This window comes from Pleionea litopenaei (assembly GCF_031198435.1).
Classification (GTDB): Bacteria; Pseudomonadota; Gammaproteobacteria; order Enterobacterales; family Kangiellaceae; genus Pleionea; species Pleionea litopenaei.
In genome coordinates this window covers 2,826,625-2,848,819 of record NZ_CP133548.1, presented here as the reverse complement: position 1 = coordinate 2,848,819, position 22,195 = coordinate 2,826,625, and the positions used below count along the sequence as shown (strand labels likewise).

Sequence of the window (22,195 nt, the reverse complement as noted above, 5' to 3'; positions counted from 1 at the left end):
CCGTTTATTCAACTTCAGCAAAGGCTTCGCGACTTAAATTACGATGCCCATCTGCGGTGACTAAAATATCATCCTCGATACGTATGCCACCAAAGACTTTAAACTGATTTATCTTTTCCCAATTGATCGCATCATTGAGATCCGTTTGCTTTACATCATCTAGTAAACTGTCAATGAAGTACAAACCCGGTTCAACGGTTAACACCTGATGCTGCTCGATCGTTCGCGTGTTACGTAGAAACGGATGCTCTTGCGGAGGTGGTGTTGTGCCCCCCGCTTTCTCACTTTGATGACCGCCAACATCGTGCACTTGCAAGCCTAGTTGGTGCCCTAAACCATGCGGGAAAAATGCACTTGAAACGCCAGATTCAACCAGTGCGTCAGCCGATGCTGTAACAAAATCAAAGCGTTTTAATATGTCAGCAATACGATGGTGCGCTTGTACGTGTAAATCAACGTAAGATTGTTGCGGCTTGATCTGTTCTAACAAGTTCAAATGCATCTCATCCATTGCCTGAATAAGGTCGGCAAATTCATCATTCTTTGCGTAGGAATAGGTACGCGTGATGTCTGACGCATAGCCATTCACTTCAGCCCCAGCATCGATTAAAAACGAAAAATGTTTGTTCGGAGTGGTCCGTTGACAGTCGGTGTAATGCAAAATAGCCGCATTCTGATTCAGTGCGACAATATTCCCATAGGGCATGTCATTTTCTAACGCATTGGCGGCCACTAAGTAGGCATTATTGATTGAAAACTCATTTCCACCTCGATAAAACTCGTCACGCGCTGCGTTATGCGCTTTTGCCGCGAGTCGGTTGGCTTGCCAGATGCATTCAACTTCATAAGCCGACTTATACGCGCGATCCCAATACAAAGGATAAACCAGTGACTCTGGATTTTGTGCTGAAAAACTAACGGCCTCCAACACACCTTCTTTTCGACCCATCAAAACCACGCGCCCGTCCTTAGGAATTAAAGGTAATGCTTGCTCGGGGCGGGCAATTAATTGGATCTCAAAGAACTCGGTGTAAGCACCACTGGGATCCGCCGGCACTGTATGCCAAAAATCAACTGGCTGATAATAAAGCAACTGAGGTTTTCCTGTCTGAGGAATAATAATCTGACAATGTGGATGATCGGTCAGCGGAAGCAGTGCTTTAAAGTGCGGATTAACTTTAAATGGGTAATCCATGTCATCAAGGTATTTTCGAATGGGCATACCGGAAGGAATCACTAGGTAATCGTAATTATGTTCAGCCAACAACTGTTGGTAGCGCTTGAGTAGCGCCTCAATATGTTGTGAATAGCCAGTCTCGATAATCATTGCCATAAAACACCTTTTGCCATGGGTCAGCTGTAAAAAACAACCAACACTAGAATAAATAAACCAGGGCACATTATACAGAATGCTATAGCCGGGAAAACCACCCTCCGATTTGACAGGCACAGTGGAACTATCGCGCTGGAATAAGCAGGGTTCTACACACCCCAAACCCTACTGAATATTCATTTTTAGGATTTACCTAATCATAGAGCTTGGCTAAGCTATTGGAACTTCGTCAGACGTAAAACGCGGCGACTGATCAACCACTTGTCTGACCAGTTAACTGTGTTACTATGAAGCTTTAATGCAGTGCAATAGTGTACCAAAAAGGTGCATACTGAACCGAATCAAAATTATAAGCCTCTGATCATAAGAGGTTTTTCACTTTCTCTGTACAGGATGGAGTCAATAACATGATATTTGAAGGCCAGTCACTGACTTGTCAGCTACTCGACGATGGTATCGCCGAGGTGTGCTTCGACAACAAAAATGAGTCAATAAACAAGTTCGACCGCGTGACGCTTGAAGAACTAAAGTCGGTTGCCGAGGCGTTGAGTCAAGCCAAAGATGTAAAAGCAGCCATCGTAACCAGTAACAAACCAGTTTTTATTGTCGGCGCTGATATTACTGAGTTCCAAGGACTTTTCGCCAATTCTCGCGAGGAGTTGTTACAGTGGACCGCGCAAGCAAACAGTATCTTCAATGCCTTTGAAGACCTTCCTTTCCCTACGGTAGCCGCCATTAATGGGTTCGCCTTAGGTGGTGGTATGGAAATGGTCCTAGCCTGTGACTTACGCGTTGCTTCTACCGCCGCTCAAGTTGGTTTACCGGAAACAAAGCTTGGACTGATCCCTGGCTTTGGCGGAACCACTCGATTGCCACGAGTTATCGGCTCAGATAATGCTATTGAATGGATTGCGACCGCAAAACAGCACAAAGCAGATGCGGCGTTAAAAGTGAGCGCCATCGATGCGGTTTGCGAACCAGAACAGTTGCGAGACGTCGCCATCACTATGGCAAAGGACGCAGCTGAGAATAAACTCGACTGGCAAGGTCGTCGCGCTCAGAAAAAGGCGCCTTTACAGCTGAATAAACTTGAAGCAGTCATGGCTTTCAATACCGCCAAAGGTATGGTTGGAGCAAAAGCTGGTAAGAACTATCCTGCACCCATGGCGGCCATTGCTGTGATTGAAAAAAGTGCCGGCTTGAGCCGCGACGAAGCGCTAACAATTGAACATGAAGCGTTCGTCGACTTAGCGAAAACCCCACAAGCCGACTCTTTGATTCAAATATTTCTGAACGACCAATTACTCAAAAAGAAAGCAAAAATTGCCAGCAAAGCGGCCACTAAAGCCATCAACACGGCAGGTGTGCTTGGCGCCGGCATCATGGGCGGCGGCATTGCTTACCAATCGGCAGTTAAAGGCGTTCCAGCCGTTATGAAAGACATTCGCCAAGATGCTCTAGACTTGGGCATGAGCGAAGCAATGAAAATTCTCAACAAAGGCATGCAAATAGGCAAAGTGAGTGTTGAGAAAATGGCAAAAACGCTTTCAGCGATCAAGCCAACGTTAAACAACGACGATGTTAAGCCTGTCGATATTGTTGTTGAAGCCGTTGTTGAGAATCCGAAAGTCAAAGATGCGGTGCTTTGTGAAGTTGAAGGCCTGTTAGCCGATGATGCGATTCTTACCTCTAACACATCTACTATCTCAATTGATTTGTTAGCCAAAAACTTGAAACGACCAGAGCAGTTTTGTGGCATGCATTTTTTCAACCCGGTTCATAAGATGCCATTAGTCGAAGTTATTCGCGGCGAAAAAACATCGGACGAAACGGTCGCTGCAGTCGTTGCTTATGCAAGTGCTATAGGTAAATCACCGATAGTTGTTCGCGACTGCCCTGGATTTTTTGTCAACCGCGTTCTATTCCCTTATTTCAGAGGGTTCAGCCAACTTCTTCAAGAAGGTGCTGACTTTAGACAGGTTGATAAAGCGATGGAAAAATTTGGCTGGCCGATGGGGCCGTCTTATTTGCTTGATGTCGTTGGTATAGACACCGCCGTTCATTGTGTGGGTGTCATGGCAGACGGTTTCCCTGAGCGAATGAGTGCTTTAGCCAATGATCCTGTGGAATTACTGTACAAGCAAGATAAATACGGACAGAAAAACGGCGCTGGCTTCTTTGCTTATAGCAAAGACAAGAAGGGACGTCCGCAAAAAGTGGTTGAAGAATCCGTGTTCGATATTATTGGTCAACCGAGCAAAGAGTTTGCCGACCAAGAAATTGTTGAGCGACTCATGGTACCAATGGTATTCGAAGTTATCCGATGCTTTGAAGAAGGTATCGTCGAGACTCCTGCTGAGGCCGATATGGGGCTTGTCTACGGATTAGGATTCCCTCCATTCCGTGGCGGTGCGCTTAAGTACGCTGACAGCATTGGCATCGACAATTTGTTGCAACTAGCTGAAAAATATCAACATCTTGGAGCCGCTTACGCTGCGCCGGAGCGCTTACAAGCCATGGCCAAAGATGGCAAAACGTTTTACTAAGCCTTTGCTTAACACCGTATTCAGGAGAATCAATTATGACTGAAGTAGTAATCGTCGACGCCATCCGTACCCCAATGGGACGCTCTCGCGGTGGCATGTATCGAAATGTCCGTGCAGAACAGTTATCTGCGCACATTATGCAATCATTGGTTGATCGCAACCCGCAACTCGACCCCGCCGACATTGAAGATGTGATTTGGGGATGTGTTCAACAAACGCTTGAGCAAGGCTTCAATATTGCGCGTAATGCCCAGCTAATGACGAGCATCCCACGCAGCGTTCCGGCACAAACGATCAATCGCTTATGCGGATCATCCATGCAAGCACTTCACGCGGCCGCGCAGGGTATTATGACCGGCCATGGCGACACCTACATCATCGGTGGCGTTGAGCATATGGGCCACGTACCTATGAACCATGGCGTCGACTTTGCTCCACAATTGGCAAAATATGCGGCGAAAGGCTCTGGCTTTATGGGCTTCACGGCTGAGTTATTGGGTAAAATGCACGGTATTTCGCGTCAGCAACAAGATGAATTTGCGTTTGCATCACATCAAAAAGCCCAAAAAGCGACCGATGAAGGCCTGTTTGCCGCTGAAATCGTGCCGACAGAAGGTCATGACGCCAGTGGCGCATTAAAAACCTTCGACTTTGATGAAGTTATACGAGCTGACTCGTCCGTTGAAGATCTTGGTAAACTTCGACCTGCTTTTGATCCGACTGGCACCGTTACCGCAGGAAATGCGTCAGCGCTATCTGACGGTGCGTCTGGCATGCTCGTGATGAGCGCCGACAAAGCCAAAGCGTTGGGCTTAAAACCGATCGCTAAAATTCGTGCCATGGCGTCTGCAGGATGTGACGCGGCGATTATGGGTTACGGTCCTGTTCCAGCGGTTCAAAAAGCGCTTAAGCGTGCGGGTTTAACCGTCGACGATATTGACTTGTTCGAGTTAAATGAAGCATTTGCTGCACAATCACTTCCTGTGTTGAAAGACTTAGGTCTGCTGGATGTGATGGATCAAAAAGTAAACCTAAATGGTGGTGCCATCGCGCTCGGACATCCTCTCGGATGTTCAGGTGCACGCATTAGCACAACATTATTACGATTAATGGAAGCAAAAAATGCGAAACTCGGTGTCGCGACTATGTGTATTGGTCTGGGCCAAGGTATCGCAACCGTTTTTGAGCGTGTTTAACTAGCTCGTTAATCCTCCATTAGAGTCTCTGATCTTTCAGGGACTCTACTTTCTCTCCATTAATTAATTTGTCCGTAACGAACGAATTTATTGTTCGCAAAACAACCGCAATCTGAATTATATTAGCCCCTTTTTACGCTGCGACTGATGGGAGCGCTTGGTTATGTTATTGGGCTTTGTAATTGTGTATCTGGTGCTTTCACTCGCCCTTGGAATCTATGGTGGCACCAAGGTCAATAACTCTCGAGATTTCGTGAATGCCGGACGACATCTACCCATATCAGTGGTGGTTGCTTTGGTGTTTGCAACCTGGTTTGGTGCAGAAACCGTATTAGGTATTCCTGGTACCTTCGTCGAAGAAAACTTAGGCGGACTCATTTCAGATCCCTTCGGTGCTACCTTTTGCTTGATCTTCTTTGGTTTGTTTTTCGCTCGCCCGCTATATCGACAAGGATTATTAACCATTGGCGATTTTTATCGTAATCGTTTTGGGCAGAATGTTGAGGTCGCTGTCGCGCTAGCCATAGCCATCAGTTATCTAGGTTGGGTATCTGCTCAAATCACAGCGTTAGGATTAGTGTTAAATGTATTAACCGATGGTGCCATTGGTATGCCGCTAGGTGTTGTTATTGGCGCAGCCATCGTTTTAGTTTACACCTTGTTCGGCGGTATGTGGTCGGTAGCGATCACGACCTTTGTTCAAATGATCGTGATTGTTGCCGGATTAATTTGGATTGCGGTGTTGGTATCTGACTTAACCGGTGGAGTTTCTCCGGTGGTTGAGCATGCTGCTGCTGCAGGAAAATTTGAATTCTGGCCTGAGTTAACCTGGGCCTCCATCATAACCTTCACCGCCGGGTTTCTCACCATGGGCATAGGCTCGATACCTCAACAAGATACTTTTCAACGAGCGAACTCTGCAAAAACGGAATCAATAGCCGTTTGGGGTTCTATTCTCGGTGGAATCGCTTACCTAGCCTTTGCTGCTGTACCTTTATTTTTAGCCTACGCCGCTTTCATCGTTGAGCCAGAAGCGATGAGTCGCATCAGCGAGCAAGATCCACAAATGGTATTGCCAAGTTTTATCATCGGACACATGCCATTGTATGCTCAAGTAATATTTTTTGGGGCACTTCTATCCGTCATTATGAGTACCGCCAGTGGTGCATTACTTGCTCCCGCTGTCACCATTTCAGAAAATGTCATTCGACCGTTTATTCACAATAAAAACTTCAACGATCGACAGTTATTGTGGTTAATGCGAGCGACCGTCTTGGCATTCGGCTTTTTGGTTGTCGGCTATTCGTTATGGTCGTTGCAGCAACAAACCAGCATTCATCATATGGTAGAAAGTGCATACAAAGTCACTTTAGTCATGGCACTGGTTCCTTTAGTGGCAGGAATTTATTGGAAGCGCTCCAGTAACGCTGGCGCCATCGCCTCCATTGTTGCCGGTTTACTGGTTTGGTTGCCGCTGGAGTTTATTCTCACAGACTCACCGATACCACCGCATTTCTACGGTTTTTTTGCCGCGATCATTGCCATGATTGTGGTTAGCTTGGTGATACCTAACAAAAATGTGCCCGACAAAACAATGGCGGATCCTGTTTCAGAAAGCTAAATTGGCATTAAGACGCACAGTAACTGTGTCAAATTACACAGTGCAGTATCGATAGAAGCGATAGACTAGAAGAGGGTTAAACGAGAATTGAGTTAAACCCTCTTTTTACAGGAGACTATCGTGATTGCTTGAGACAAATGTGTCAGCAGGAGACAATCGAGCCGACATAGGTATACGGCCACATCACGATCAATGGATTAATCAGTCACTAAGGAAATAAGGTGCCAAGGAAACTCAAACGATCAAAAGACCTTTTCACCATCGATAGCTCATGGTCGAAGTTCCGGCGTGCTTGGCTGTGCCGGCTAAGTTGCTTGAGCCTATTGTTCGGCAGCGGCTTTGCGCATGCCATCAACGAACTCAACGAGAACTTTGCCGATCAAGAATTCATTGATTACTTCTCACAAGCCTTCCAACAAAAACGCGAGCAGGCTGAGCAACGACTCGAAACTCTCGCAGCACACCTAAACTTGACGCCTGAACAACAACCGGCTTGGAACAAACTCAAGCTCACACTGCTTGAGCAAGTTGAAAACCGGATCAAGCGGCGCCAACAGTTGCGTCAACTTAAACAAACACAAGAGTCATTTACCACTCAACAAATGCTGCAGTTGCGGCAATCACATATGAAGATTCGACTCAAAGAAACACGGCAAACCCAGCAAGTCGTCGACGTGCTCTATCCTTTACTCAACCAAGAACAACAAACCTTATTTGATTAGAGTATGACCGAATGGTGGCTAGCTGGACCTCGACTAAAACGCCACCTAATGCACTAGAGACCATTTAGACCATCACAAGAATCTATTATAATCAGCGATGAATAGTGTGCATTCCAAATTCGACATCTTGGTTTGCATCCAGTGCACGATGAACCCAGTTTTCCGAGGCGGAATTTATGCCAAACGCCAGCAATTCACCACAAGACATAGTGGTCGATAAAGAGTTAAATGCTCTTGGGCTCATTTGCCCAGAACCCGTAATGATGATTCGAAAATCCATACGAGAACTCAATTCTGGTGAGATCTTAAAAGTGACTGCCGATGATCCCTCAACGACTCGTGATATACCAAAATTTTGCCAGTTTATGGATCACCAATTGCTCGCATCAGAAACCCTAGAGGTTCCTTACTGTTACTGGATAAAAAAGCACTAAGCACGCTGAATCATGGCTTCATACAGCTGTTTTTTTTGCGGCAAGACGTTGACCCGTTCAAGGTCCTGCTGCGCATGTTTCAAGACCAGAGGATCCATTATTTTGAACCACAGAGGGGGACAGTAGGCGAGCAAAAACATCGTGTAATACCCCGCGGGAAGTTGTGGGCTCTCATCGAAATGACGCAAGCTTTGATAGCGTCGCATTGGGTAAGCATGATGGTCGGAATGACGTTGCAAGTGAAAGAGCGACCAGTTCGAAAGTAAATAGTTACTGTTCCATGAGTGGCAAGGCTTACACAATTCAAATCGACCATTGTCCATGCGCTTACGCTGCAAACCATAGTGCTCGATATAGTTGGCCGACGTTAGCTGAAAGCCTCCCCACAGTGCCGTCGCTAATAAGAAAGGTAGCACCTCTATTCCCAACCATAAAACGATGGTGCCATAAATAACTAAGGCCACAATGACACTTTGCAAAACCTCATTGTTCCAATTCCACGTTGACTGTTTTCGTCGCGACAACCGCTTTGCCTCTAAACGCCACGCGCGCACAAAGGCGCCTGGATATTCTCGCCAAAAAAAGCCATAAATCGATTCACCCAGCTTTGAAGACGCAGAGTCCTCTGGCGTCGCCACCGTCGCATGATGACCAAGGTTGTGTTCGACGTTGAAATGTCCATAAGCGGCTAAGGATAAAGAAACCTTGGCTGCCCAACGCTCATATAGTGATGTCTTATGACCCATTTCATGACCAAGGTTAATCGCATAACCACACAAAAATCCATTATTCACGACGACCGCAATCCAACCCCAAGTTGATAATGGTTGGTTAACGGCGAACCATGCGGTAAACGCAAATCCAGCTACCAACATAGGGACCAAAAGAAAAGTAATCAGACGATAAAAGGGATCCGCTTCTAATTGTGGAACAATCGACTCCGGAGGGTTACTGGTATCTTCGCCGATGATTTTATCGAGCAGCGGAATGAGCCCATAGAAAACCACAATAGGAATGGCCAAGACCCACTCATTGCCAGACATTAAGTAGCCAAAAGGCCCAAGCAAAGTCATCATTGGAATAAGCAAAGAGATTAGCCAGAGTCCTCGCTTGTGATCGACATAAGTATCACCACTGTCACTGCGAAAGGTTTTCGTCCACATAATTTGATCCCGTACCTTGAGCTCCTGTACCTTAGGTTCCAATATTGGCTAAAATATACTTTTGTGGCAAGTGCCTCTCTTGCATCGACATCGCATTCATTATCGAATCGCTGGCGCAACTCAAGGAATTAGTATTGGATCTACAAACGCTTCAACAACAACTAAAGCAACCTTCAGGCGCTCCAGTTGATCAGTGGGACCCGCCATTTTGCGGCGATATCGACATGGTGATAAAGCGCGATGGTCGTTGGTTTTACATGGGCACACCAATTGGCCGACAAGCATTGGTTAAGTTGTTTGCGTCGGTTCTGCGAAAAGAAAAAGATAACTATTTTCTGGTGACTCCCGTCGAGAAGATTGGCATTCAAGTCGACGATGCTCCGTTTATTGTCGTTCTTATGGAAATTCAACACGTAAACCAGCTACCCACCATCATATTCACCGATAACCTTGACCATCAGTTTACCGTCGACGCTGATCATCCTATTTGGGTCATTGAAGATCCAATCACTGGCGAGCCGTCTCCTTATGTAAAAGTAAGAGATAATTTGCACGCACTTATCCATCGAAATGTCTTCTACCAACTGGTTGAAAACGCTCAAACTGTTGAACAGGGTGGCCGCACTCACCTTGTGATCGAAAGTTGCGGCGAATCCTTTTCATTGGGGTGCATTGATTGATGAAACTTCAATTTCGCAGACCTCCCCTTTTAGCACTTATTTGTTACGTCGCTGGTTTTGTGTTGATCATTCCTACTTTCTGTCATCAATACTTCAACCTTGCTTGGATATCTGCGACACTAAACCTGCAATTATTTATTGCTGGAGCCTTAATTGTAGCGGTGGGCTCTTTACTAAACTGGACTATTCCATTGTTGCAAAAACGTTAAATAGACGAGAGGTTCTTCTATGAAGCACATAGAACACGGATTTGAGAAACGATTGTTTTCTTCGCGCTGGCTACTTGCCCCCTTCTATGTTGGCTTGATCATTGCGGTTCTTCTTTTACTGCTCCGCTTTTTCGAAGATTTGATTTTATTAGTTCCGCAAGTCTTTAGCCTCGATGAAAGTACGCTTGTTTTAAAGGTATTGACGCTCGTTGATTTATGTTTGATGGCCAATTTATTAGTGATTATTGTTTTTAGTAGTTACGAAAGTTTTGTGTCGCGTGTGGATATTAAGAATCAGCAAGAGCGACCAAGTTGGTTAGGAAGAGTCGGCTTTTCCTCATTAAAGGTTAAAGTTATCAGCTCCATCGCGGCTATTTCAGCGATAGAATTGCTTAAAGTTTATTTAGATATTAATAACTACTCTCATACGCAGGTGTTATGGATGGTTATTATTTTTTCTGTTTTTGTTATTGCAGGTGTACTTTTCGCTTTAATGGATCGCATGTCTTCAGGTCAATCTAAAAAGGACTCTTGATAAAGCATCATAAGGAAAAAAACATGAACCAGTTCGTTTGGATTGATTTAGGCGTCAAAGATTTAGATCGATCGGTAACATTTTACCAAGCGGTGCTTGATCGCAAATGCCAAATTGAAGAATTCGAATCTTTTCGTTTCGCAGTGTTCGAACATCAAGGCAACGACGTGTCAGGATGCCTTGTCCCTAAGGCAGATTTTCAACCATTAAATGACAGCACACTGATTTACTTTAACGTTGATCAAAGACTTGCCGAGGCGGTAAAAAAAGTCGCTGAATTCGGTGGCAAAGTTCTGACGCCACCGCATTCTATTGGTCCCCATGGCTCTCGAGCAATTATTCTAGACAGCGAAGGTAATACCATTGCGCTGCACTCGACTGAAGTCTTCAATAATGAAGCAACACAAAACTAATATGCGTAAACGTCATGTCATTTATGGATGCATTAGTATTGTTATTTTTTTAATTTTTGTTTTACCGCAGCATTGGCAAATACCCGTTGAAGGAGCCTCCAAAGACGACTGGAATACGCAAACCTTTTGGTTTGAACCTTGGGGAAGTTCAGTGACCCACAGGGGCATCGATATTTTCGCGAACAAAGGTCGGCCTGTCGTGGCGGCGCACAATGGCATCGTTGTCTTCCGAGGGCAACTGGCCAAAGGCGGGAAGGTTATAATGATATTAGGACCCGAGTTTAAACTCTCTTACTATGCTCACCTCGAATCATTTTCGAATGCCAATCCTAGATTGGTCACAGCTGGAGAACGAATTGGAACCGTGGGGCAATCTGGAAACGCAACCAACAAACCAGCCCATGTACATTTTAGCATTGTGACGTTACTGCCCTATTTTTGGAAAGTAGATAGCTCAACTCAAGGCTGGAAGAAAATGTTTTATTTAGACCCTAACAACTATCTCATCAACCATTAAAGACTTGCTGTAGCATAACTGGATATTCGCTATGAAAATTTTAACCACTCTCTTTTATGTACTACTACTAAGCATCTCCTTCGGTTGTCAGTCGGTTCACGTTCAAGCAGGCAAACCACCCGAACATTTAGCCAAAGAGACTGCTTCAAATAAAGGTTCTATATCCTCCGGTGAGCGATACCTCACAGCGGATCAATTACTAAAAAAGTACGGGAAGTTTCAGTCTAAGTATCAAGAATACACACCGTCGGAAGAAGCCATTGTTCGACTGCGATCGATAAAGCAACCACTCACTCTTTGGCTAGTTTATGGGACCTGGTGTCACGACAGCGAACGCGAAGTACCCTTGATAATTAAACTATTAAAACAGGCCAATAACCCCAACCTAACCTTACATCTCGTCGATGTTGGTTACGACAAAAAAATCAAAGGCGAACTGGGACAATCGCTAAAAATTCGATATACACCCACTTTAATAGTGACCGGTGAGTCGAAGCATGAGCTTTTGCGCATTGTTGAGCGCCCTCATCTAACGTGGGATCAAGACATCGCCCAAGCGGCTAATATTGCTGCGTCCATGGTCGCCAACTGATACTAATTCAAAAATGAGATTTAAATTCAAAAATGAGATTTGGGTTGGCATCGGTGTGTGTTATACTCGCCCCCAGATTTCGGTGTGCTTTGCACTTAATAGGGAACACGGTGAAAATCCGTGACTGTACCCGCAACTGTAAACAGAGCGAAAGGCGACTCCACTGAGCACGTGTAGGTGTTTGGGAAGGGGCCTGGAGGCAAACTCTGTAAGTCAGGAGACCTGCCGTAAACGTAACGCCCTTAGAGTGCTTTACGTCAGTATTTTCCGAGCGGGCTACTCGGTGCTGCGCTAAACAGACCTGTCTCACGTTTTGACTCCTGATTACCGCTTCACCCTCTCCCTGCTCCGACCATTTTCGGAGTAAAAATGGCAGTCGAACATCCGGTTTATACCGCACAACATTTATCTTGGCAGGTACAAGATAAACTTATTCTTAATGACTTAAGCTTTGCGATTGGTCAGGGTGAGTTTGTCGGCCTGATAGGCCCTAATGGTGCCGGTAAGTCGTCGCTGTTGCGCTGCCTTTATCGAAAGATCACTCCCACCCGCGGGACTCTAGCCTTTCAACAAAAATCCCTTGCTGAGTATTCAAGACAACAACTTGCACAAAAAGTGGCGGTTGTATTGCAGGAACCCCCAAACCAATTCGAATTAACAGTATTTGACGTCATCGCCATGGGACTTACTCCACACAAGGGTTTATTGGACTTCGATACCAGTGACGATCGAGATCGTGTCGTAAAGGCCTGCAAGCAAGTCGATTTAAACGATAAATTAGAACAAAACTTCAATAGTTTATCGGGCGGCGAAAAACAACGCGCAATGATTGCTAGAGCGATTGTGCAACAGCCACAAGTGCTGTTAATGGATGAGCCAACGAATCACCTTGATATTCGCCATCAACTAGAAGTTTTACATTTAGCACGCTCATTAAAGATTACCGTTATCGTGAGTATTCACGATCTAAACTTAGCGGCCGCATTTTGCGATCGCTTGATACTTTTAGATCATGGTCGAATCGTTGCGGATGGTGACAAACAACAAGTCTTATGTGAAAAACATATTGCTGATGTGTTTGGGGTGAGTAGTGCCGTTGATTCGCATCCATTTCATGATGGGCAAAGAATTACCTTTAATTTGGCTAAGCCGTCATGAGCTATCACGCTGTCAAACAGCATGGCTTTAGCCTTCACTACACCAGCATAGTGATCGCTGCTGCAATATTTCTATTACTGACTTTTGCGCTGGCTTTAGCGAGTGGCAGTGTTGAATTAACATTGTCGCAAGTCTACCAAGCGCTTACCTGCAATAGCGCTTGCAATGTAACGGCCATTGAAAAGCGAATCATTTGGGAAATTCGATTTCCTCGCATCTTGATGGCATTGGTTACCGGTTCTGGCTTAGCCATTTGCGGCGCGATTTTACAAAGCGTAACAAGAAATCCACTTGCTGATCCTTACTTATTTGGTATTTCATCTGGCTCAGCTTTAGGGGCGGTCACTGTTATGGCATTGGTTCCCGGTGCAATTTTATCCGTGACTTTTGGTGCGCTAATTGGTGGCGCATTTTCAGTTGCGCTCATGTTAATGCTTGCCGGTCGAGCAGCATCACACGTCGAACGTTTGTTACTCGCCGGTGTGGCTGTTTCATTTATGTTAAGTGCGTTTACCAGTTTGATATTGTATTACTCCAAACCAGAAATAGCGGCTTCGTTACTTTTTTGGATGATGGGCAGTTTCTCAAACAGTCAATGGAGTGAACTGTGGCTTCCCTACATTTTTGTGATCGTCGGCCTCACTATCTTTTTATTTTTTCGGCGTTGGTTATCGGCGATTCAAGCGGGTGAAGAAAGCGCTCACACCTTGGGTGTGCCGGTCGGCCAATTGCGTTTAATTATGTTAATCATCTGCTCAGCGATCACTGCCGTGCTGGTTGCCCATGTTGGTGGCATTGGATTTGTAGGATTAATGATCCCGCATATGTGTCGCTTTTTAATTGGTGCACAAATTCATCGTATTTTGTGGTTGTGCACATTACTGGGTGGCGCTTTTATGATTTGGGTCGATGTTATTTCTCGCTCATTGCTAGAGCATCAGGTGTTGCCCGTCGGCGTTGTCACTTCAGCTGTGGGAAGTTTTTTCTTTTTTGTCATTCTTAAGTCGCGCAGTCAACGCGATATTAACTAAGTTAACACTGATTATGTTTACAGACTCTTTCAATATTTCATCGTTGGATCGTCAACACGACAAGTCCATTCGAATGCGAATCGACCAGAAAACAAAACCGCCTGGCTCTCTTGGCCAGCTCGAAACACTCGCAACACAATTAGCATCCATTCTTGGGCCAAGTTCAATCACGATTCAAGCGCCAAGAATTTTAGTGTTTGCAGCTGACCATGGAATCGCAGAAGAAGGCGTCAGTATTGCTCCTTCGTCGGTTACCGCGCAAATGGTGTTGAATTTTTTGCACGGCGGTGCGGCCATCAACTGCTTCTGTCGAAGTTCTGAAATTGAGCTTTCCGTGATCGATGCTGGCATTATGACGGCGATCGATCATCCCGACTTGATTCAGCAAGCCATCGCTCGTGGCACGCAAAACTTCTCGCAACATTCGGCGATGACACGCTCACAAGCAGAACAGGCGTTGCTCGCCGGTCATGAAATCGCGCAAACCTTTCTTCGCCAAGGCTGTAATACTCTCGGTTTTGGTGAAATGGGCATAGGGAATACCTCAAGTGCTGCTGCCATGATGGCCGCTCTATTAAAAATCCCCGCTGACGAATGCGTTGGTCGAGGCACCGGAATAACCGATGAAGCGCTGCAACGTAAACTGAATGTCGTTGCACGTGCGTTGCAATTACATGCTCAACAGTTACATTGTCCGATCGATATACTGGCCAATCTTGGCGGCTTTGAAATAGGTCAGATCGCCGGTGCCATGTTGGCAACAGCGGAGGCCAAAAGTGTCATTTTAGTGGATGGCTTTATCACCACGGCAGCCGCATTACTTGCCCAAAAAATTGCGCCCAATGTCGCTGATTATATGGTTTTCTGCCACGAATCTAATGAGCAGGGTCATCAGCGTATGCTTAAAAGTCTCAGCGGAACGCCTTTATTAAACCTAGGAATGAGACTAGGTGAAGGAACCGGAGCGGCCTTAGCGATACCCTTATTGCGAGCAGCAGCCAGCTTCTACAATGACATGGCCAGCTTTGAATCGGCCGGTGTGAGCGTTTAACATGAATTGGGCTGCCCCTATTCGACACCAGATCAGCCTAATGGCGTTGGCGATCGGATTCTTTACTAGAATCCCGATGCCGCAACAGCTCGAATACAGCCCGCAGCGGCTCAATAGTAGTGCTCGATATTTCACCTTCGTTGGATGGATCATCGCGGCGGCTAGCGCACTTATTTTCCTTACGCTCAGTCATTGGTTGCCACAAGGCCTCGCCATTCTACTCACCATGATCGCTGGATTGTTTCTGACTGGAGGTTTCCATGAAGACGGATTGGCCGACACCTGTGATGGCTTAGGTGGTGGCTGGACCAAGGAACAAAAACTCGACATCATGAAAGATTCGCGCTTAGGAAGTTACGGAGCACTCGGTTTATGGAGCGTATTGACCACCAAATTCATTGCCTTACAACACTTGCCAAATATTGCATTGGTTTTGCTGGTTGCGCATCCTTTAAGTCGAGCCATGTCATCCGCATTAATTTATTTCATGCCTTACGTCAGCTCAGAGTTATCCTCTAAATCTAAACCAATCGCTCATCATATGCGGCTTAACGAGTTGCTATGCAATTTAATCATTGCAGCACCCGCGTTACTGATTTTTCCCGATGCCCTTCTGCCTTTGATGATCAGTTGTGTTGCCGTGACTGGTGTTTGCGCTTTGCTGTTTCAACGTCAACTTGGCGGCATTACGGGAGACACGCTTGGTTGCACTCAACAGGTTATTGAAATCGTTATCTACCTCGTCTTGGTCACTCAATTTGGAGCCGTGAAATGATACATTTAGTGCTCGGTGGAGCAAGATCAGGAAAAAGCCACTTTGCTGAGACACTCGCGAGCAATCTTACACAAGACACTCACCAGCCTGTGACCTACCTCGCCACCGCCACCATGGGCGATGACGAAATGATTGAACGAATTTCACAACATAAACTCAGTCGACCAAACCATTGGCGACTGGTTGAAGAACCTTTTCATTTAGCAGAGGCGATTGCATCGAACGAAAATTCCAGCGTGATTTTACTCGATTGTATGACCCTGTGGTTGAGTAACTGGTTATGCAGTCATGATCCGGAAGCATTCACTCTAGAAAGGGACGCGTTAATTGACGAGTTACTGAAACGCCAAAAGCCTATCGTCATCGTTTCCAATGAAGTCGGGAGCGGCATAGTGCCAATGGGAGAGCTGTCGCGTCAGTTTGCTGATCAAGCCGGTTGGTTAAATCAAGCATTAGCAGCCATTGCTACGGAGGTCACACTCGTCGTTGCTGGCTGTCCACTAACGTTAAAATCGACCACCACTGCTAGAGTGAATGATCATGACTAACTCAGCACCCAGCAAAGCGATTGAACAGCACATATATTTGCTACGACATGGCCAGCCACAGTTACGTAATGCATTGCTCGGTCACACCGATAGCCATCTCGATGAGCTAGGCTGGTCACAAATGCAAGTCGCCTGTGATCAACTTTCAGATATTGAGCGTATCGTTTCGAGCCCGTTGCAACGCTGTGCAGCCTTTGCCGAGAAGCTGGGTCATCAACTTAATCAATCCATCGACTTCGATTCGCGACTTAAAGAGTGTTATTTTGGTGCATGGGATGGACTCACCTACGCTGAACTCCACCGTCGCTATCCAGAAGACAGTTCCGCCTTCTTTCAGCACCCAAGTAAGCACACCCCTCCCGATGGAGAACCCCTGTTAGAATTTCATCAAAGGGTTGTAAACGGCTTTTGTCAACAAGTACAAGGTTGTCCGACATTAAGTACATTGATTATTACGCACGCCGGGGTTATTCGTTCTCTTATCGCTTGGTGTTTAGAGATGACTGTCGAGCTCGGCCATCAGTTTCAACGTCTTACCATTGACTACGGCAGTATTACCAAGCTGTCCTTATTTCATTTCGAAGATAAAACGATGTTCCCGAAGCTGGTTCAACTAAATAGCGCTGGGTGTGTCGTATGATTTTACCCGATGGTTTAATGATTCAAGGCACAACCTCCGATGCAGGCAAAAGCATCACGGTCGCCGGTTTGTGTCGTTTACTGCATCGTCGAGGTATGTCTGTCGCTCCCTTTAAGCCACAAAATATGGCACTAAATAGTGCAGTAACCGCTGAAGGAGGCGAAATCGGACGAGCGCAAGCGTTGCAAGCTTTCGCCTGCGACTTAGCGCCACATACCGATTTTAATCCCGTGTTACTCAAGCCAAGCAGCGATCAACGCTCGCAAGTCATTATTCATGGTCAGGTGGTGTCTGAGCTTGAAGCGCAAACATTTGGCTCAATCAAAGCGTTAGCATTTGATCGCGTTTTAGAATCCTATCGGCGGTTGCAGCAACAATACGATGTCGTGCTCATTGAAGGCGCCGGTAGTCCTGCTGAAATTAATTTACGCGCACGCGATATTGCAAATATGGGATTTGCCGAAGCGGTCAATTGTCCGGTGGTTTTGATCAGTGATATCGATCGAGGCGGAGTATTTGCACACCTTGTCGGCACTCACGATTTGCTTTCGCCGTCGGAGCAAAATCGAATTAAAGGTTTTATTATCAATAAATTTCGCGGTTCACTGGATTTATTGCAATCGGGTTTAGATTGGCTAGAAACCTATCGCAATAAACCAGTGTTCGGTGTGTTGCCGTACTTACCCCATTTAAAACTGGATGCAGAAGATGCCATTCAAGTCGACGAACAAGATCATCGGGGCAATATTGAGATCAAAGTACCTGTGCTTTCAAGAATCAGTAATCATACCGACTTTGATCCATTACGTTGGCACCCAAAGGTAAATTTAACCTTCGTACCCCCAGGTTCCTCATTAGGAAAGGCAGACCTCATAATTATACCGGGTAGCAAAAACGTTCGAGCTGAACTGACGTTATTTCGTCAACAAGGGTGGGATCATGATTTACAACGTCACTTACGCTTCGGCGGAAAAGTCTTAGGCATTTGTGGTGGTTATCAAATGCTCGGGCGAAGTGTCAGTGATCCAATGGGCGTCGAATCAACTGCGGGCAGTAGTGAGGGTTTAAATTTGTTACCCATAGACACTGAATTACGACCGAACAAACAACTCAAGCAGATCACCGGCACTTTTTCATTGGGCACCATGCACGGAAAGATCACTGGCTATGAAATTCATTGTGGCGTCTCAACTCATCAGGAGCCACTGAAATCCTTTAGTCAACTTAACGATCAATTTGGTGACCATTACCCAGACGGTGCCGTGTCTGATTGTCAGCAAATTTTTGGAACTTACATTCACGGCTTATTTGAGCATCCTGAGTTTCTCTCTTCCCTACTTCAATGGGTCTCAGGCGAGCGTGTTCAATCGATCAACTGGAACCAAATTCGAATGCAAGAATTGGATCGCTTAGCAGACTGTTTTGAAGAGCACTTAAATATTGATGCTCTGCTAAAGCTATCAATGGATCAGGAGTCCTAATATGGATAGAAATCAAAAACATAAAATTAAAGCGCAAAAACAAAAAGAAAAAGTCGATGCCCGTGTCGCCCAAGCTCAAATAGAGCAAGGCATCATGTTGGTTATCACGGGTAATGGCAAAGGTAAGAGTACGGCTGGTTTTGGAACGGTCGCTCGCTGTGTGGGTCATGGATACAAAGCCGCGGTTGTTCAATTTATTAAAGGCCAATGGGATTGCGGCGAACGCAACCTTCTTGAACAACATGGCGTGCCCTTTGCCGTCATGGGCACCGGATTTACATGGAATACTCAAGATAGAGAAGCCGATATTGCCGCGGCTACTGAAGTATGGGAACAAGCCAAAATATTCTTAAATGATCCGCAGTATCACCTGGTGTTACTCGATGAGTTAACCTATATGCTCGGCTACGACTACTTGCCAAAAGACGAAGTATTGGCGGCTTTGAAAAATCGTCCTGAGCAACAGTCGGTGATCGTGACCGGTCGTGGAGCGATTAGTGAACTAAGAGAAATGGCCGATACGGTTAGCGAAATCAAAGATATAAAACATGCATTTAAAGCCGGCATTAAAGCTCGCAAAGGAGTTGATTGGTGAAACATTTTAAACTCGTCGCTCATTTTATCTTTTTGCTTAGCAGCGTTTCCGTTTCGGTCAACATCGCTGCTCAAACGCCTTCAAAAGATAATTCTAAAACACAAAAAATCATCGCATTAACACCTCATCTAGTCGAAATGCTTTATGCGATTGGCGCGGGCGACAGAATTAAAGGAACCGTTGAATACGCAGATTACCCAGAGTCCGCTAAATCCATTCCTCGTATTGGTAGCTATACTGGCGTGCAGCTTGAACAAATCATAGCGATCGATCCCGATTTAATAGTTGCATCGAGAGGAACCAACAAAGAAGACGACCTTAGAAAACTAGAATCTTTGGGATATACAATGTTTTATACCGAGCCAAAGGATATTTCGGATATCAGCAAAGATTTGCTACGCCTCGGAGACGCAACTGATCTACAAAACAATGCGAAACAGCTGGTTGAAAAGCTCGATAAAAGATACCACAAAATAGTCACTCGCTATCAATCGAGTAAACCCGTAAAAGTCTTTTATCAACTTTGGCATGATCCTTTACGAACACTAGGACCCAAAAGCTGGATATCTTCAATGATACGAGACTGTAACGGAAGAAATATTTTTAACGAAAGTGACAGTGATTATCCGGTGGTATCAATGGAGTCGGTGGTCATGAAAAACCCCGATGTCATTATAATCCCTCACCATTCGGGTTCCGCTTTGGGTAAGCAGGAAATTTGGGATAAATGGCCTGAAATACACGCAGTACAACACAATCGCCTTTTTGTTATTCATGGCGATATTCTACATCGATTTACGCCACGGGCGCTCGATGGACTAGAGCAACTTTGTGAGGCGATTAATTCGGCTCGCTAAATCTCGACTCAGTTACGGGACATTACAATAACTGAAAACAAAAGCCTGTTTGGTGATTTGACGAAGAATCGAATTGTAACGGGAAGATGGTGAGATCCCATCGCTGCCCCCGCAACGGTAATGAGTCGTTCGTGACTTTAGCCCGGAGACCGGCCAACAGATTATGAAGTAAAGATTAAGCAAAGGCTTAATCATAATATGCGCGGTGGGCGCACTTATTGAGGAAACCATGAAAAATATTTACACAATCACACTTTTAGCGTCAGCACTACAAACCGCTTTTGCAGACGACTTGCCACCAATGGACACGAAAGATAAAACCATTACGGTAACCGCTAATCGAAGTATGCAAAACGCAACCAATGCGCTTGCTGCTATTGAAGTGTTATCAAGACAAGATATAGAAAAGATCAATCCCGTATCGGTGACAGATTTATTAGAGACCTTCTCTGGCATCGACGTGACTCGCAGTGGCGGACATGGACAAGCATCAAGCGTTTATACCCGTGGCGGAAATAACGGACATACTTTGATATTGATCGATGGAGTAAGAGTTGGTTCAGCCACGCTAGGCGTTAAAGAAATCAATGCTATTCCTGTTGCGCTGATTGAACGCATTGAGTTTGTTAAAGGCCCCAGAGCTTCGTTGTGGGGAAGCGATGCCATTTCAGGCGTTATACAAATCTTTACTCGACGGTTGGGACATCAAGAATATCAAGTGAACTTAACCGCAGGTAGTCATCATGCTCAAAGCGGACATTTAGCGGTTGGTTTTGGTAATGAGAAAATTCAAAATACCATAACGGTTAGCAGTGAAGCGAGCGAAGGATTCGATGTTCTACAAAGCGCTGAACCGGATGACGATGGGTATCGAAGAGTGGCCGCCGCAATTAAAGGTGATTACAGTTTATCTAACGTTCTTGCTTTGGACTGGACGCTAAGACATACGCGCGGTAACTCAGAATATGACAATGCCTATGGCGGAAGCAACGAGTCAGACTTTGAGAATACACTGCTCAATATTCGCTATATTTATCAAGAAAATGATTGGAATTCGGAACTCGCGGTTAGACATAGTTTGGATCATTCCATTGATTATGGAAATGGCATCACTAGAGCGATGGCCGGTATTTTCGAAACGGAAAGAAATCAAGCCAGTGGTAGTATCGGAAGGAAAATAAACGACCACTGGCAATTGACTGGAGGTCTTGAATGGTTTGAAGACAAAGTTGCGCAGTCATCAACCAATTATGCGACTACCGAACGATTTACCAATAGCGCATTTATTAATTCAATTTTTCAAGTTGCTCGGTTTTCAAGTGAAATTAGTTTGCGCTATGACGACGTTGAAAATGTTGATACCGAAACAACCTATAATTTAAGCCTAGGTTATCGGCCAAATGAGCATTGGTTAGTAGCCGTATCAACCGCAGAAGCATTTAAAGCGCCAACGTTTAATGATCTCTACTACCCTTCTGGTCTTTACTCTTCAGGCAACCCTTTGTTAAAACCTGAGTATGCGAAATCGAATGAGCTATTAGTGAAGTGGAACAATGCCGATACACGGCTATCCATCAGTGTCTATGATAATGACATAGACGACTTGATTGATTGGCAAGCCGACGCCAATTTCTTTTATCAACCGGTCAATGTCAATAGCGCAACCATCAAGGGCACCGATATTAGTGTCGATTTTCAACAAAATAATTTTAATCATCGAATCGCAGCAACTTACGTTGATGCGAAAGATAACGAATCCAATAGACAACTTAATCGACGGGCAAAACAACTTGCTAGCTACCAAATCACTTATAACCAGTCTCAATTAGAATGGTTTGCCATCGTTAAATACACCGGTGAACGACCTGACGGAGCAGTTATGCTCGATAGTTACTCGTCTATTGATATTGGACTCAATTACCAAATCAGTCATCGATTAGCAATGCAGTTAAAAATTAATAATTTAAGTGATGAAGATATTCAAAGCTTGAATAATTATACGCCTATCCAACGTGAAGCTTATTTAACGGTCACCTACGCTAACTTTTAAATGTACGTCTCGCCAGCGAGCAATGCCTCGCTGGAAGTCTTTTGAGTG

The 22,195-nt window shown here is 45.3% G+C and carries 23 protein-coding genes and 2 riboswitches; of the genes, 21 read left to right on the top strand and 2 right to left on the bottom strand.

What is annotated here, in order from left to right; translation table 11 throughout:
- Window positions 1–4 precede the first annotated feature (4 nt).
- On the bottom strand, window positions 5–1,333 hold the full coding sequence (pepQ, locus tag Q9312_RS12795) for a Xaa-Pro dipeptidase (RefSeq protein ID WP_309201247.1): 1,329 nt from the start codon (window positions 1,331–1,333) through the stop codon (window positions 5–7).
- A 407-nt stretch (window positions 1,334–1,740) separates the two neighbouring features.
- On the opposite strand from pepQ, the gene fadB reads away from it, so the two are divergent.
- The 5 genes from fadB to tusA all read left to right on the top strand — a co-directional run bounded on the left by fadB (window position 1,741) and on the right by tusA (window position 7,852).
- A complete protein-coding gene (fadB, locus tag Q9312_RS12790; RefSeq protein WP_309201246.1) occupies window positions 1,741–3,879 on the top strand; it encodes a fatty acid oxidation complex subunit alpha FadB in 2,139 nt (712 codons plus the stop codon).
- Between the two features lie 35 nt (window positions 3,880–3,914).
- On the top strand, window positions 3,915–5,075 hold the full coding sequence (gene fadA, locus Q9312_RS12785; protein ID WP_309201245.1) for an acetyl-CoA C-acyltransferase FadA: 1,161 nt from the start codon (window positions 3,915–3,917) through the stop codon (window positions 5,073–5,075).
- Window positions 5,076–5,238: 163 nt separating this feature from the next.
- Window positions 5,239–6,696, top strand: coding sequence for a high affinity choline transporter 1 (locus Q9312_RS12780; protein WP_309201244.1), 1,458 nt, complete (start codon window positions 5,239–5,241; stop codon window positions 6,694–6,696).
- A gap of 221 nt (window positions 6,697–6,917) precedes the next feature.
- The gene (locus tag Q9312_RS12775; protein ID WP_309201243.1) at window positions 6,918–7,418 is read left to right on the top strand and encodes a Spy/CpxP family protein refolding chaperone; all 501 of its coding nucleotides are present in this window, start codon (window positions 6,918–6,920) and stop codon (window positions 7,416–7,418) included.
- A 176-nt stretch (window positions 7,419–7,594) separates the two neighbouring features.
- On the top strand, window positions 7,595–7,852 hold the full coding sequence (gene tusA / locus Q9312_RS12770; protein WP_309201242.1) for a sulfurtransferase TusA: 258 nt from the start codon (window positions 7,595–7,597) through the stop codon (window positions 7,850–7,852).
- On the opposite strand, the gene Q9312_RS12765 is transcribed toward tusA, so the two are convergent.
- A complete protein-coding gene (locus Q9312_RS12765; protein WP_309201241.1) occupies window positions 7,849–9,015 on the bottom strand; it encodes an alkane 1-monooxygenase in 1,167 nt (388 codons plus the stop codon). The two genes, tusA and Q9312_RS12765, sit on opposite strands and share 4 nt — an antisense overlap.
- A 44-nt stretch (window positions 9,016–9,059) precedes the next feature.
- On the opposite strand from Q9312_RS12765, the gene Q9312_RS12760 reads away from it, so the two are divergent.
- The 16 genes from Q9312_RS12760 to Q9312_RS12685 all read left to right on the top strand — a co-directional run bounded on the left by Q9312_RS12760 (window position 9,060) and on the right by Q9312_RS12685 (window position 22,147).
- Entirely contained in the window at window positions 9,060–9,695 is a 636-nt protein-coding gene (locus Q9312_RS12760; RefSeq protein ID WP_309201240.1) for a DUF1285 domain-containing protein, read from the top strand.
- Window positions 9,695–9,904: a hypothetical protein gene (locus Q9312_RS12755; RefSeq protein WP_309201239.1), complete on the top strand. Its 210-nt coding sequence runs from the start codon at window positions 9,695–9,697 to the stop codon at window positions 9,902–9,904. Before Q9312_RS12760 ends, Q9312_RS12755 begins: the two co-directional genes overlap by 1 nt.
- A gap of 19 nt (window positions 9,905–9,923) precedes the next feature.
- Window positions 9,924–10,439 carry a TIGR00645 family protein gene (locus Q9312_RS12750; protein ID WP_309201238.1) on the top strand — a complete coding sequence of 172 codons (516 nt, stop codon included), beginning with the start codon at window positions 9,924–9,926 and terminating at the stop codon, window positions 10,437–10,439.
- 23 nt (window positions 10,440–10,462) lie between these two features.
- A complete protein-coding gene (locus tag Q9312_RS12745) occupies window positions 10,463–10,852 on the top strand; it encodes a VOC family protein (protein ID WP_309201237.1) in 390 nt (129 codons plus the stop codon).
- Window positions 10,833–11,369, top strand: a complete 537-nt coding sequence (locus tag Q9312_RS12740) for a M23 family metallopeptidase (protein ID WP_309201236.1) — start codon at window positions 10,833–10,835, stop codon at window positions 11,367–11,369. The genes Q9312_RS12745 and Q9312_RS12740 overlap by 20 nt, the downstream gene beginning before the upstream one ends.
- A 31-nt stretch (window positions 11,370–11,400) precedes the next feature.
- Window positions 11,401–11,961 carry a thioredoxin family protein gene (locus tag Q9312_RS12735; RefSeq protein WP_309201235.1) on the top strand — a complete coding sequence of 187 codons (561 nt, stop codon included), beginning with the start codon at window positions 11,401–11,403 and terminating at the stop codon, window positions 11,959–11,961.
- A 63-nt stretch (window positions 11,962–12,024) separates the two neighbouring features.
- A riboswitch (cobalamin riboswitch) is annotated at window positions 12,025–12,205 on the top strand.
- A 125-nt stretch (window positions 12,206–12,330) separates the two neighbouring features.
- Window positions 12,331–13,119, top strand: coding sequence for an ABC transporter ATP-binding protein (locus tag Q9312_RS12730; RefSeq protein ID WP_309201234.1), 789 nt, complete (start codon window positions 12,331–12,333; stop codon window positions 13,117–13,119).
- Entirely contained in the window at window positions 13,116–14,150 is a 1,035-nt protein-coding gene (locus Q9312_RS12725) for a FecCD family ABC transporter permease (RefSeq protein WP_309201233.1), read from the top strand. Before Q9312_RS12730 ends, Q9312_RS12725 begins: the two co-directional genes overlap by 4 nt.
- 13 nt (window positions 14,151–14,163) lie before the next feature.
- On the top strand, window positions 14,164–15,201 hold the full coding sequence (gene cobT, locus Q9312_RS12720; protein WP_309201232.1) for a nicotinate-nucleotide--dimethylbenzimidazole phosphoribosyltransferase: 1,038 nt from the start codon (window positions 14,164–14,166) through the stop codon (window positions 15,199–15,201).
- Window position 15,202: 1 nt separating this feature from the next.
- Entirely contained in the window at window positions 15,203–15,976 is a 774-nt protein-coding gene (locus Q9312_RS12715; RefSeq protein WP_309201231.1) for an adenosylcobinamide-GDP ribazoletransferase, read from the top strand.
- Window positions 15,973–16,524 carry a bifunctional adenosylcobinamide kinase/adenosylcobinamide-phosphate guanylyltransferase gene (cobU, locus tag Q9312_RS12710; RefSeq protein WP_309201230.1) on the top strand — a complete coding sequence of 184 codons (552 nt, stop codon included), beginning with the start codon at window positions 15,973–15,975 and terminating at the stop codon, window positions 16,522–16,524. The genes Q9312_RS12715 and cobU overlap by 4 nt, the downstream gene beginning before the upstream one ends.
- A complete protein-coding gene (locus Q9312_RS12705) occupies window positions 16,517–17,164 on the top strand; it encodes a histidine phosphatase family protein (protein WP_309201229.1) in 648 nt (215 codons plus the stop codon). The genes cobU and Q9312_RS12705 overlap by 8 nt, the downstream gene beginning before the upstream one ends.
- Window positions 17,161–18,645, top strand: coding sequence for a cobyric acid synthase (locus Q9312_RS12700; RefSeq protein WP_309201228.1), 1,485 nt, complete (start codon window positions 17,161–17,163; stop codon window positions 18,643–18,645). Before Q9312_RS12705 ends, Q9312_RS12700 begins: the two co-directional genes overlap by 4 nt.
- Window position 18,646: 1 nt before the next feature.
- Window positions 18,647–19,240 carry a cob(I)yrinic acid a,c-diamide adenosyltransferase gene (cobO, locus tag Q9312_RS12695; RefSeq protein ID WP_309201227.1) on the top strand — a complete coding sequence of 198 codons (594 nt, stop codon included), beginning with the start codon at window positions 18,647–18,649 and terminating at the stop codon, window positions 19,238–19,240.
- A complete protein-coding gene (locus Q9312_RS12690; RefSeq protein ID WP_309201226.1) occupies window positions 19,237–20,097 on the top strand; it encodes a cobalamin-binding protein in 861 nt (286 codons plus the stop codon). Before cobO ends, Q9312_RS12690 begins: the two co-directional genes overlap by 4 nt.
- Window positions 20,098–20,129: 32 nt before the next feature.
- Window positions 20,130–20,269, top strand: a riboswitch (cobalamin riboswitch).
- Window positions 20,270–20,326: 57 nt separating this feature from the next.
- Window positions 20,327–22,147, top strand: a complete 1,821-nt coding sequence (locus Q9312_RS12685) for a TonB-dependent receptor domain-containing protein (RefSeq protein WP_309201225.1) — start codon at window positions 20,327–20,329, stop codon at window positions 22,145–22,147.
- The last annotated feature ends 48 nt before the right edge of the window (window positions 22,148–22,195 follow it).

Coding starts and splice junctions, on each gene's coding strand:
- pepQ (WP_309201247.1), bottom strand. CDS start 1,333: ATGGCAATGATTATCGAGACTGGCTATTCACAACATATTGAGGCGCTA.
- fadB (WP_309201246.1), top strand. CDS start 1,741: ATGATATTTGAAGGCCAGTCACTGACTTGTCAGCTACTCGACGATGGT.
- fadA (WP_309201245.1), top strand. CDS start 3,915: ATGACTGAAGTAGTAATCGTCGACGCCATCCGTACCCCAATGGGACGC.
- Q9312_RS12780 (WP_309201244.1), top strand. CDS start 5,239: ATGTTATTGGGCTTTGTAATTGTGTATCTGGTGCTTTCACTCGCCCTT.
- tusA (WP_309201242.1), top strand. CDS start 7,595: ATGCCAAACGCCAGCAATTCACCACAAGACATAGTGGTCGATAAAGAG.
- Q9312_RS12765 (WP_309201241.1), bottom strand. CDS start 9,015: ATGTGGACGAAAACCTTTCGCAGTGACAGTGGTGATACTTATGTCGAT.
- Q9312_RS12755 (WP_309201239.1), top strand. CDS start 9,695: ATGAAACTTCAATTTCGCAGACCTCCCCTTTTAGCACTTATTTGTTAC.
- Q9312_RS12750 (WP_309201238.1), top strand. CDS start 9,924: ATGAAGCACATAGAACACGGATTTGAGAAACGATTGTTTTCTTCGCGC.
- Q9312_RS12745 (WP_309201237.1), top strand. CDS start 10,463: ATGAACCAGTTCGTTTGGATTGATTTAGGCGTCAAAGATTTAGATCGA.
- Q9312_RS12740 (WP_309201236.1), top strand. CDS start 10,833: ATGAAGCAACACAAAACTAATATGCGTAAACGTCATGTCATTTATGGA.
- Q9312_RS12735 (WP_309201235.1), top strand. CDS start 11,401: ATGAAAATTTTAACCACTCTCTTTTATGTACTACTACTAAGCATCTCC.
- Q9312_RS12730 (WP_309201234.1), top strand. CDS start 12,331: ATGGCAGTCGAACATCCGGTTTATACCGCACAACATTTATCTTGGCAG.
- Q9312_RS12725 (WP_309201233.1), top strand. CDS start 13,116: ATGAGCTATCACGCTGTCAAACAGCATGGCTTTAGCCTTCACTACACC.
- cobT (WP_309201232.1), top strand. CDS start 14,164: ATGTTTACAGACTCTTTCAATATTTCATCGTTGGATCGTCAACACGAC.
- Q9312_RS12715 (WP_309201231.1), top strand. CDS start 15,203: ATGAATTGGGCTGCCCCTATTCGACACCAGATCAGCCTAATGGCGTTG.
- cobU (WP_309201230.1), top strand. CDS start 15,973: ATGATACATTTAGTGCTCGGTGGAGCAAGATCAGGAAAAAGCCACTTT.
- Q9312_RS12705 (WP_309201229.1), top strand. CDS start 16,517: ATGACTAACTCAGCACCCAGCAAAGCGATTGAACAGCACATATATTTG.
- Q9312_RS12700 (WP_309201228.1), top strand. CDS start 17,161: ATGATTTTACCCGATGGTTTAATGATTCAAGGCACAACCTCCGATGCA.
- cobO (WP_309201227.1), top strand. CDS start 18,647: ATGGATAGAAATCAAAAACATAAAATTAAAGCGCAAAAACAAAAAGAA.
- Q9312_RS12685 (WP_309201225.1), top strand. CDS start 20,327: ATGAAAAATATTTACACAATCACACTTTTAGCGTCAGCACTACAAACC.